Origin of the sequence: Mediterraneibacter sp. 210702-DFI.3.120 (assembly GCF_020561005.1) — a bacterium.
In the GTDB taxonomy this organism is placed as follows: domain Bacteria; phylum Bacillota; class Clostridia; order Lachnospirales; family Lachnospiraceae; genus Mediterraneibacter; species Mediterraneibacter faecis.
The window spans coordinates 1-9,807 of the sequence record NZ_JAJCNG010000040.1 but is presented as its reverse complement, the minus strand read 5'-3'; the positions used below and the strand labels follow the sequence as shown (position 1 = coordinate 9,807).

The following is a 9,807-nucleotide window of genomic DNA, read 5'->3' as shown; positions in this document are numbered from 1 at the left end:
GATACTTTTATTTCAGTATATTCGCTATATTGATGGGATATATATTTGCATATTATTTATATGGATAAGGATTATAACTCTAGTGAGTCTTCTGCATCTACCCACATCTGTAAATTACCCTCAAGATATAATCTTGCATATTCCAAAGGCTCATCCACAGCCAATGAAGTAAGCGCACATTCTGATCCGTATGTGGTTTTTAGATTTTTTTCAGCTTTCCAGCAATCAATGCGAAGCATATATCCGGCACTTGTGTAAACATCAATACTATCGTGATTTATGTTGTATTCTGCATAAATTGTTCTCATCGTATCTTATCTCCATTTTCTTTTAATAATCAGTTATAGAGTTAAATATCGAAAACATTTCAATCAGTTCACCATGTCGTTATTGTTATACTGTGTTATGAAATTTTCTTTCCCTTATTTTTTCCCATATTAAGGTTCATGAAAACCAATGTGAGAATATAACACAAGGGAAAGAGTAAGGGAAAGCTCACTTGCTACAAACTTAGTATTTTCAAGGGTTTGCGAAGAATTTGATAATTAAATATAACAGTTATTAAATTTCCTAAAATATGTGAAATATCAACTGGAATTTTCAAATTAGTCTTTGCAAATAACCTTTGAACCTTCACCATCAATTACAATTCCCTGACGGTTGTTAATTGGGCATAGATTCAAATCCGAAAACTCAGTCATTATTTTCTCGGTAACTTTCTTAAATGGTGCTGTAAGATAATGCGGAAGAACATAGAAATCAAGCAAATCAAGCCCTGCATCATCTTCTTGTGAGTAGTCCTCCGGCTTTTCATCCATTTGCTCGATATATTGGATGCTTGGAGCGCATATAATCGCACCTGCCGATTCACCAATCATCAGTTTTCCCTTTGCCAATTCTTTCTTCAACAGCTCATCCGTTCCCGTTTTACGGAGCTGGTCTATAAGGAAAAAAGAATTTCCGCCGGTAAAATATATCACATCCGCATCTTCAAAAACAGACTGTATCGTTGAATAAGCCTCCGTTGAAATATCAATTTCAGTTACGATTGCTCCCAACTTTTTGAATAATTTTCGAGCCGAGCCGACATAACCGGTGTAGCCTTCACGCAGCGAAGCTGTTGGAATAAATGCGACTTTTTTATTTTCAATTTCTTCCTTTATCAGACTTCCTACACTTGAAAAGTGCGAACATAAAAACAGTTTCATCAATATTCTCCTTTATATATAAATTACGATTTATCTATTTGCATAATCAATCAAAATCTTCTTACAACTACTACAACGATAAGCTTCACAATGAGGGATTCCTCCTGAACCTTTACTCAATTCCAGATCGTCCGATTTTTTTATACGAAAAACTTTTGTCAGATTATCAACTGCAAAAGTAATGTCTCGTGAACTCATTAGGTATCCTCTAATCATTTCATCACCACAATATGGACATTTCATGCCGATTCACCTCCTATAAATTCCGATTGAGATTTCACCTGTTTTAGGGAATTTAATAACTGTTATATTTTGTTATTAAATTCTCTGCAAACCCTTGAAAACACTGGATTTATCGCAGGTGAGCTTTCCCTTATTGTTTCCCTTGTGTTATATCGTCCCGTCAGCGTTTACGAACTCTGATAAGGGCAAATACAAGGGCAAGAAAAATCTATAAAACAGTATAACACAAAATAAAAGTGACATGGTGAACTGATTGAAATGCTTCTGATTTTTGTAACAAATGACTGATTGAATGATAAGGAGATTCTATACGATGAGAACAATATTTGCAGAATACAATCCACACAGAAACAGCATTGATATTTATACTTCTGCTGGTTATATGCTCCGCATTGACTGTTGGGAAGCCGAAAAGGATTTAAAAACCACACCCGGATCAGACTGTGCATTGAACGCACTTGCCATTGATAAACCGCTTGAATATGCAAAATTATATCTTGATGAAACAATGCAGATATGGGTAGATGCAGAAGATTCATTAGAACTATGGTGATTTTTTCAACAGCACTAAGGTTACTTTTTCCCAATCTCATTTATTGAGAATCGTCTTTTTACCGTGCATATATATTCAATATCTTTTTATCTATTATAATGAAATCAAGGGCTGGTCTAATGCCAGCCCTACAAAAATGAAAATTCACATAGAAAATAAATTTACAATTTTTCCGATATAAACCTGTTATCAACAAATACAAACATAATTTATATTATCGTATCTATTGATATGATATGTATTTCAAAGAGTTACCAGAAGTTTTTGAAAACTTTTCCCTTGTGATATTATCTAAAGCTCCTAATTTTATACTTTTCCCATGATGGAGCAGCTTATTTGACCGTATCTTTAATAGCTGTATTTTTGTAATTAGATGTAACACCACCGGATTTTCATCCGTTGAATCATCCGCATATTTAAGACAATAAGAAAGACCGGTGCCATTACCTCCTGTCCACAACATATTATCTGTTGTGAATATCTGATATACCTTCGGTGTTTCTGCCGTATAAAATGTCTTTTCCCCAGATGCAGGCGTTTTCATATTATTGCCTTTTTGTTGGCGGTACATTGAAGATACCGTATTTAGACCAGAACCAATGTGCATACTTCTGTTCCTCCAATCATTTTATCTGAATTGTAAATGTACTGCTTCTCTGACTGTTTTCAGTGTCCTTGAAATAGTGTCAAAAAGAGGTGCTATGCCTGGCTTAACTACCGTATGTTTTGCACGGTCTTTTACATCATGCACTCCAAATCCGTAACACATATTTCTGCCCTCTGCGGAAAAATTCACGGTATCTCTGTCTTTATGTACATTTGAACTGCTTTTTTCTGCATTTATGTGTTCCCGCATTTCAGAATTTATTTTATATCCATCATACTGAAACGCCTTACTCTGCCTACTGTAAACTTCCAACGACATATCCGTGTCCTCCTCAGATTTTCGTATCTAATGTAGATAATAAATCTACATTATCGTATTCCGCTTGAGTATATGCTCTTACCACTGAACTACTGTTTTCTGACATTTCACTAATATACTCATCTCTATCTTTGCGTTTCTCACGCAATTCTTCCAAATATTCTTCATCTCTTTTTCGTTTCTCACGCATTTTCTCTAAGTATTCTTCTTGCTCACGTTTTTTGTCCCGTCTACTTTTTGCTGCTTTTTGTTGATTTTGTGTACTCAATACATCTGAACTTTTATTTGACGAATTAGCTGTTCTCATACCACCACATGAAGATTGCCGATTTCCATTAGCATCATATGTAACTGTCCTGCCTCCCAACTCTACACCGTCACGCTTTGCAAAAGAATATACTTGTGAATTTGCTGCAACCTCTCCGGATAAATTCCATTCTATTTCTTTTGCGAATTCCGGATCATTAGCCATTTTTTTCAAACAGTCATAAGAAAGATTTACGACCACTTTATTGGAATTGCAAGGCACAACACCGCCGTTGGTATTAAAACTTATTTGCGGAAACTTTTTACATAATTTTTCATAATATTCTTCCACACTATTAGAATTGTGTTTTGTGTCACATAAGGGTGCGGGTAATAAGGCGCACTTGCAGCCTGTTACGCATTTCCTCGTCCACATAGGAATAGGTATTGCCCGCGTCGTCTTTCAGCGTGCGGGTACAAAGTTTCGCTATGTAACCCTCGTAATGCTTCAAGATCGCGCACATGGCGGTTGTGTCGCCGTTTGCCGCTGCGGAAATGACAGGGAACGGCAACAGATTTTCAGATTTCCTAACGGTATTCATCATCTGCTTTTCCCTCCAAATACTGTTTGATTTTCGCAAGCGCGGATTTCCTGTGCCGGAAAACCGTCGTGCGTACAACATTCAGCAGTTCAGCAATTTCCGCGTCGCTCATGTCCAAGAAGTAGGACAAAAGGATAATGTCGCGTTTCCTTTCGGGCAAAGCGTTAAGGGCTTCGGCAAGCAGTTCATTTTTGACGAGTACATCAAAGCCGGACACTTGAAAACGGAAATAATCGCTTTTGTATTCGTCCGTTGTGAAAAGCTGCGCGAGTTCGCTTTCGCTCAAATCCGAAAAAGGTACTTCGCGTGCTGCGCGTTTCGCAAGAGTGCGGCGGTGGCTTTTCGCTTCGCCAACCAAAGTTTTCTTTGCTAATGCGTCGTACTGATGTTGTATTCTTTCCTTGTCGGAAGAAGATAGCTCCATAGAGTTCACCTCCTTCCCGCGTGGAGTAGAGGACGGGAGTTAAGGGCTTGTCCTCTCTGCCCCTTTCGCTCCGTACCCGTTCGGGAGATGGCTCTTGAGTGCGTTTTTCAGAAAAAAGTTGAAAAAAGCAAAATGCGCCCGTCCGCAAGACGCGGACGAGCGCAAAGGAAATGTAAGAAGTATTTAGATGTATTGACAGTTCATACTCATAGCCGGAATATCCCGCTTGCGGAGCATAGCTTTTTTTGACCGCAAAGCATTAGGCGGGTTACAGTAAATAAAAATGGACACGGCGATACCTCCCCGATACCGCCGTATCCTTAAAAAAGGGCGACTTTAATACACTACCCGCAATCCATTCTATAATAGGGAACAGCGGCTTTTGCGCAATATTAAATAAAAAAGCCGATAACACATAGGTTTTTTGACCTAATGCGTTATCGGCTCTGCGTCTATGCGTCTGGCACTTTTAATCATTTTTTTTTGAATTTATTATATGTGTTAGCTAACTGTCCACAAGCCGCGTTAATCTCTCTGCCATGAGAAACTCTCATAGTAACTTCAAGTCCTGCTTGCTCTAATTGATGTTTGAATGCAACTATTTCCCGTTTCTGTGGTGCTTTAATTCTTGAATTGCTTGTTGGGTTGTATTGTAACACGTTAATCATAACTTTTTTGCCCCGAAACCATTTTGCAAGTTGTCTTACATCTGAGGGCCGGTCATTTATACCCGGTAAAAGCAAATACGCAAAGACAATTTTGCGATTATGCCTTTCAGAATAGGATAAGGCTTGCTTAACAACATCTTCAATAGCATATATGCGCATGTGAGGAATAATACGATTTCTTGCAGATTGTGTTGCTGCGTGTAAAGATATTGTCAACTGAATTTTAAGATGTTCCTCGCGCAATTTTTTTAATTGATCGACCGGACCAACTGTTGATATGGTAATGCCGTCGGTTGGAAAGTTGAGCCCATATCTATCTCGGAGAATATGGATTGCTTTTATCAAGTTGTCATAATTGAATAAAGGCTCTCCCATACCCATAAAAACGATACGGTTTACTTTTCGACGCAACAATATAATCTGTTGTACGATTTCTGACGATGTTAGATTACGAACAAAGCCATTTCGCCCGGACTCACAAAAAATACAACCAACAGGACAACCGACTTGTGTGCTCACGCAAACAGTTCCACCATCTCGCCGCTTGATAAAAACCGTTTCAATGTATTTGTTGTCTTTCAGTTCGTAAACATACTTTTCAGTATCACTGCTTTTGCAAATATTTTTTACCAACATTGATAGATTTTTTTTGCGTGGTAATTGCTTATATAATTCTTCATATAAGGCTTTTGCTTCATTCTCGCCAATAACTTCCGACATTTCTTTGTAAGTAAATCCGTATGGATCATTCCGTACTTCCGCAGGCGTATATTTAGGTAAACGTTTCATTTTTATATCCTTTCTTCTAAATAATAAAAGTTTGTTTTTCTGTATTTTTGATTACAATCTCTAATTTTTCTACATCAATGATATGCGTCAATTTGCATTTAGGGCAGAAAAGAGGAAAATCTTTTAATACAGTATTATGAAATACTTGAACTCTCGTCTTTCCGTTACAAATCGGACATTTTATCCAATATTTTTTAAGCATTATATTTCACTCGTCCTTTTTACACAAAAAAATGCAGGTCAATCCTCAACATGAGCATTGACCTGCATTTATAATGCACAGAGCAGTACAACAAAACTAAGGCATAGCTTGCACTATGTCTATACTATATCTATACGTCGTTAGTTTTTTGTATAGCATCCGCAAAATAAGCATGACAAAAAAGCCCATGTTGAAAATGGGAAAATCCTTTTTTTCAATGCTTATCTAATACGCATGCTATGCAACATAAACGCCGCCTCCTTTTACATAAATTTTATTTTATCAGAAAATCAGTCTACTGTCAATACACAACAGGAAGTATTTAACCTAATGATATGAATTGTGTGGACATATCCAAAAAGAAAGGTGAACTGTAAAATGTAACAGGGTGAATGAAAATGGCAAAAAGACCCGTACCATTGTACGACTTTAAGGCTTTCGGGGCAGCTATAAAAGCCGCGAGAAATGAATACGGCGAGAGCCGCAAAAAGGTAAGCGACGAGTTATATATTTCCCCGCGCTACCTTGCGAATATCGAGAACAAGGGACAACAGCCGAGTTTACAGGTATTCTATGACCTTGTAACCCGGTATCATATTTCGGTAGATCAATTTTTCTTCCCGAACAGCAATGCGGAGAAATCCACCGGGCGGCGGCAGCTTGACGCGCTGCTGGACGGTATGAGCGATAAAGGCATACGGATTGTAACCGCAACGGCAAGGGAGATAACAGAAGTCGAACAAGCAGAGGACTAACCTCACAATATGGGAAGCAGGAGATTGCAGCGCATAGGGGCTGCAATCTTTTTTTGCGCCAAATTAGAAAGAGAGTGCAACAAACGCTGCCTTTGAAACGGGATAAGGAGTAGATAGCAAGCACAGCAAACGAGTACCCGTTTGCGAAAAGTGCTTGTTGGGATAATCCCAAACCCTTATACCGAAAGGCGGTGCGGAAATGGAAAACCGAAAGAGAAATATACAGATGAAGTTTTACGTTACGGAAGAAGAAAAGCGGCTGATCGACGAGAAGATGAAGCAGCTTCCCATAAAGCAGTATGGGGCATACTTCCGTAAAATGGCGATAGACGGGTATATTCTTGTCGTTGACCGAAGCGACACAAAAGCATATATCCGGGAACTGCAAGCGGTGAGCCGGAACATCAACCAGATTGCAAAACGCGCCAATGCGACGGGGACGGTTTACAGGCAGGATATAGAGGACATTAAAAAGGCGGTGGACGAGATATGGCGGTTACAAAGACGCACCCTATTAAATCAACCTTAAAGGCTGTTCGCAGTACAAACGGACGAGCCGCACGCAGAACTGCACGCAGCATTATATCCGAGAGGACGCATTAAACCAGTTGGTTTTGAAACAGCTTCAGCATTTCCTGTCCTATTTACAGCAGTTTGAGCGGGTATTTATCCGACGGCAGATAGACACCACCCTTGCGGAACGCCGATACGAACTGTCCGCAAAGCAGAAACAGATAGAAAAAGACGAAAAGCGGATGGATGAGCTTGACCGCCTGTTCCGCAAAATCTACGAGGACAATGTCAGCGGAAAACTGAATGACGAACGCTTTTACAAGCTGTCAGACGGATATGAAGCGGAGCAGGGACAGTTAAAGCGTGAAATCGAAGCGTTGACCGCAGAGGTCAGCCAAGCCGATATGGAAGTGACCAATGTAGCAAAGCTGATAGCCGTCACGAAGAAATATACCCGCATTGACGAACTCACGCCCGAAATCCTAAACGCATTTGTGGATAAAATCGTAATCCATGAGCGTGAGAAAAAGGACGGGAAACGGACACAGCAAATCGACATTTACTATTCCTATGTCGGGATTGTGGATATTCCCACAGACGAGGAAATGCGGGAAATGGAGCGGGAATATATGCGGCGTACTACACGTCAAACCGCCTGAATAAAGGCGAAAGCAGGAGTAAATCTGTACTCCTGCCGATACATATCTATTTTTATCCCTATCTGGTTTAACTCATTTACAAGAAAACTTAGATGTGCCCGCACGAATCCCATATCCTTGAATTCATTTTCCAGTTCATCCAGTTTTTTATAAATCTGAAACGTACCTTTTTCAGTATAAAATACATTTTTGTGAAGTTCTGTTTCTATATAAATGATGTCATCTGCATAGAGTTTTATCGTTCCCTCCACAAAACGAAATTCGAGAATCCTACGGTTTTTATTAATTTCTGCTATCAAATCATCCATACATTCTTCTATAGTATCTGCAAGGTTATCTTTCAGCAGAAAACGGCTTGCTTTCACCTTATATCCATCCAGTGCGTAATTCATGTATGCCGTCACCAGCACAACCGGAAGTTTTGGATATTTTTCTTTAATCCTCATAGCTGTTTTCAGCCCATCCATCCCCTGCATATTGATGTCCAGAAATAATATCTGACACGCTTCCAAAGCTGATTGTTCTTCGCATAACTGTTCTCCAGAATCATATTCTGTAATAGCAAACTCATAATTCTTTTTTTCACCATAGTCTGACAGCAAATCTGATAGATTTTTTCTGTCATCTATCCTGTCATCACAAATAATAATGTTCATATTTTTCATTCCTGTCTTTGATTTCTCTCATACCTGTAAACCATACAAGTCTCACCTAGCACTCTTTATTATATCAAACAAATCTTCCGCTCGATCATTCTCCGCATCAAATGACTATTTTCCGCATAGAACGACTATCTCCTATAGAAACGCAGAAGCATTGTATCTCAAACTCTTTGAAATACAATGCTTCCCTGCATTTTCTATATCGGCATGTTGATATTATTACTTTACTATCCTGCACACTCTCTGAGAGTGACTGTATCTATCAAAAAAGAAGCCAGCAGTTTATTCACGCACTGCTGACTTCTTATAATACTACTCATTTTATTTACTTCGCTGCGTCTCAGACAATTTTTTTATTTTTAAACATAACCTCTGTTTTCCCGCCATCCCTTTACATACCACCTGATTCCAACATATACCAGTTGCACGAATAATAAGAGAAATAGCAGATTGATTGGCAATACTTCCTTTATCCAATCCCCAAAGTAGATAGCTATTGCCATACTTACAAGTATCACCATTATGGTAATCATATCCCAACAGTATTTCTTATATAGCCCTGCAATCTTTATTTCGATGAATGCCAAAAGTATTCCCACACCCACCAGACATCCACCGCAAATCAATATTCTTATCAGCCAGTTTATAATTCCAGCAACGACAGGATTGGATATTCCATCACTAATCTGTGCCACGTTCTTTCCTGCCAGTACAACCCAGCCAGCAATGGTCTGTGTGAAAGTTGCGATTGTATCAAAGAATACCACGCAATCAGAAATAAATATTTTTGACCGTATCATCTGAAAAAGAGTAGTTGATACGGAATACCATATCAGCAGAAACATCAATGCTTCATACATGGCTGTTTTTGTTTTATATCTGCCTGCCAGTTTTTCCCTCTGCATATCATACTTTTCCTTAGCTTTCAGATAAGCTGTCTGTTTACAATTCCCGCACTTTTGATAGAGTACCGGCTTTTCAACCGGTATCTCTACTTTTTTCTGATGGGAGAGTGCATAATCCCGTTCCTGTTCTGCCTGTCTCTGCTTATCTCGACATTCCTCTATCATGGCTTGGACGGTGTGTGTTTTCTCTTTCTCGCTCTGCAACAATTCTTTTGTTTTCCTCAAGTCGTTCTTTAAGGCTTGAATGTTCTCTGTTTTGTTCTCGCTGTTTAACTTCTCGTTCAAGGTCAGCGATTCGTCGAGCTGCACTTTCAGTTCCCTGATAGTCCGGTCTTTCTGGTCGAGTTCTTCCTGCATCTGCTCTGTCAGCAGAAGCAACTCTTCCAGTTGATCGTCGCTCTTTGAGTTTCTTAATTCGTTCATCAATCAACCTTCCTTTCTCTAATTGCTGTT

15 protein-coding genes and 2 pseudogenes are annotated in these 9,807 nt (G+C 39.1%); 4 read left to right on the top strand and 13 right to left on the bottom strand.

The window, feature by feature from the left end:
* Nucleotides 1-71: 71 nt before the first annotated feature.
* The 3 genes from LI162_RS14635 to LI162_RS14625 form a co-directional block, all read right to left on the bottom strand.
* Nucleotides 72-308, bottom strand: a complete 237-nt coding sequence (locus LI162_RS14635; protein WP_004843528.1) for a DUF6061 family protein — start codon at nucleotides 306-308, stop codon at nucleotides 72-74.
* 297 nt (nucleotides 309-605) lie between these two features.
* Nucleotides 606-1,208: a Type 1 glutamine amidotransferase-like domain-containing protein gene (locus tag LI162_RS14630; protein ID WP_227156850.1), complete on the bottom strand. Its 603-nt coding sequence runs from the start codon at nucleotides 1,206-1,208 to the stop codon at nucleotides 606-608.
* Between the two features lie 30 nt (nucleotides 1,209-1,238).
* On the bottom strand, nucleotides 1,239-1,451 hold the full coding sequence (locus LI162_RS14625) for a PF20097 family protein (RefSeq protein ID WP_055157826.1): 213 nt from the start codon (nucleotides 1,449-1,451) through the stop codon (nucleotides 1,239-1,241).
* A 313-nt stretch (nucleotides 1,452-1,764) separates the two neighbouring features.
* Between LI162_RS14625 and LI162_RS14620 the strand changes: the two genes are divergently transcribed.
* Nucleotides 1,765-2,004: a DUF6061 family protein gene (locus LI162_RS14620; RefSeq protein WP_008115692.1), complete on the top strand. Its 240-nt coding sequence runs from the start codon at nucleotides 1,765-1,767 to the stop codon at nucleotides 2,002-2,004.
* 376 nt (nucleotides 2,005-2,380) lie between these two features.
* Here the strand turns inward: LI162_RS14620 and LI162_RS15965 are convergent.
* The 7 genes and pseudogenes from LI162_RS15965 to LI162_RS14585 form a co-directional block, all read right to left on the bottom strand.
* A pseudogene (locus tag LI162_RS15965) lies at nucleotides 2,381-2,611 on the bottom strand (hypothetical protein); the annotation flags it as partial.
* 21 nt (nucleotides 2,612-2,632) lie between these two features.
* Nucleotides 2,633-2,929: a hypothetical protein gene (locus tag LI162_RS14610; protein ID WP_022154349.1), complete on the bottom strand. Its 297-nt coding sequence runs from the start codon at nucleotides 2,927-2,929 to the stop codon at nucleotides 2,633-2,635.
* A 13-nt stretch (nucleotides 2,930-2,942) separates the two neighbouring features.
* On the bottom strand, nucleotides 2,943-3,527 hold the full coding sequence (locus LI162_RS14605) for a DUF6033 family protein (RefSeq protein ID WP_022154350.1): 585 nt from the start codon (nucleotides 3,525-3,527) through the stop codon (nucleotides 2,943-2,945).
* A gap of 22 nt (nucleotides 3,528-3,549) precedes the next feature.
* Entirely contained in the window at nucleotides 3,550-3,780 is a 231-nt protein-coding gene (locus tag LI162_RS14600; RefSeq protein ID WP_117494835.1) for a helix-turn-helix domain-containing protein, read from the bottom strand.
* Nucleotides 3,764-4,201: a sigma-70 family RNA polymerase sigma factor gene (locus LI162_RS14595; protein ID WP_003502131.1), complete on the bottom strand. Its 438-nt coding sequence runs from the start codon at nucleotides 4,199-4,201 to the stop codon at nucleotides 3,764-3,766. Before LI162_RS14595 ends, LI162_RS14600 begins: the two co-directional genes overlap by 17 nt.
* Nucleotides 4,202-4,674: 473 nt before the next feature.
* On the bottom strand, nucleotides 4,675-5,658 hold the full coding sequence (rlmN, locus tag LI162_RS14590) for a 23S rRNA (adenine(2503)-C(2))-methyltransferase RlmN (protein ID WP_002584956.1): 984 nt from the start codon (nucleotides 5,656-5,658) through the stop codon (nucleotides 4,675-4,677).
* Nucleotides 5,659-5,674: 16 nt separating this feature from the next.
* On the bottom strand, nucleotides 5,675-5,860 hold the full coding sequence (locus LI162_RS14585) for a cysteine-rich KTR domain-containing protein (protein ID WP_003431289.1): 186 nt from the start codon (nucleotides 5,858-5,860) through the stop codon (nucleotides 5,675-5,677).
* Between the two features lie 398 nt (nucleotides 5,861-6,258).
* Between LI162_RS14585 and LI162_RS14580 the strand changes: the two genes are divergently transcribed.
* The 3 genes from LI162_RS14580 (at nucleotide 6,259) to LI162_RS14570 (ending at nucleotide 7,787) form a co-directional block, all read left to right on the top strand.
* Nucleotides 6,259-6,615, top strand: coding sequence for a helix-turn-helix transcriptional regulator (locus tag LI162_RS14580; RefSeq protein WP_044942672.1), 357 nt, complete (start codon nucleotides 6,259-6,261; stop codon nucleotides 6,613-6,615).
* 199 nt (nucleotides 6,616-6,814) lie between these two features.
* The gene (locus tag LI162_RS14575) at nucleotides 6,815-7,144 is read left to right on the top strand and encodes a plasmid mobilization protein (RefSeq protein ID WP_002584958.1); all 330 of its coding nucleotides are present in this window, start codon (nucleotides 6,815-6,817) and stop codon (nucleotides 7,142-7,144) included.
* An 85-nt stretch (nucleotides 7,145-7,229) separates the two neighbouring features.
* Complete coding sequence (locus tag LI162_RS14570; RefSeq protein WP_118629785.1) at nucleotides 7,230-7,787, top strand: DUF4368 domain-containing protein; 558 nt, start codon at nucleotides 7,230-7,232, stop codon at nucleotides 7,785-7,787.
* Here LI162_RS14570 and LI162_RS14565 read toward each other — a convergent pair.
* The 3 genes and pseudogenes from LI162_RS14565 to LI162_RS14555 all read right to left on the bottom strand — a co-directional run.
* Complete coding sequence (locus LI162_RS14565) at nucleotides 7,775-8,443, bottom strand: LytR/AlgR family response regulator transcription factor (RefSeq protein WP_204987873.1); 669 nt, start codon at nucleotides 8,441-8,443, stop codon at nucleotides 7,775-7,777. The two genes, LI162_RS14570 and LI162_RS14565, sit on opposite strands and share 13 nt — an antisense overlap.
* A gap of 365 nt (nucleotides 8,444-8,808) precedes the next feature.
* On the bottom strand, nucleotides 8,809-9,519 hold the full coding sequence (locus LI162_RS14560) for a DUF6040 family protein (RefSeq protein WP_014080632.1): 711 nt from the start codon (nucleotides 9,517-9,519) through the stop codon (nucleotides 8,809-8,811).
* Nucleotides 9,497-9,807, bottom strand: a pseudogene (locus LI162_RS14555) (MobA/MobL family protein); the annotation flags it as partial. The gene LI162_RS14560 and the pseudogene LI162_RS14555, both read right to left, overlap by 23 nt.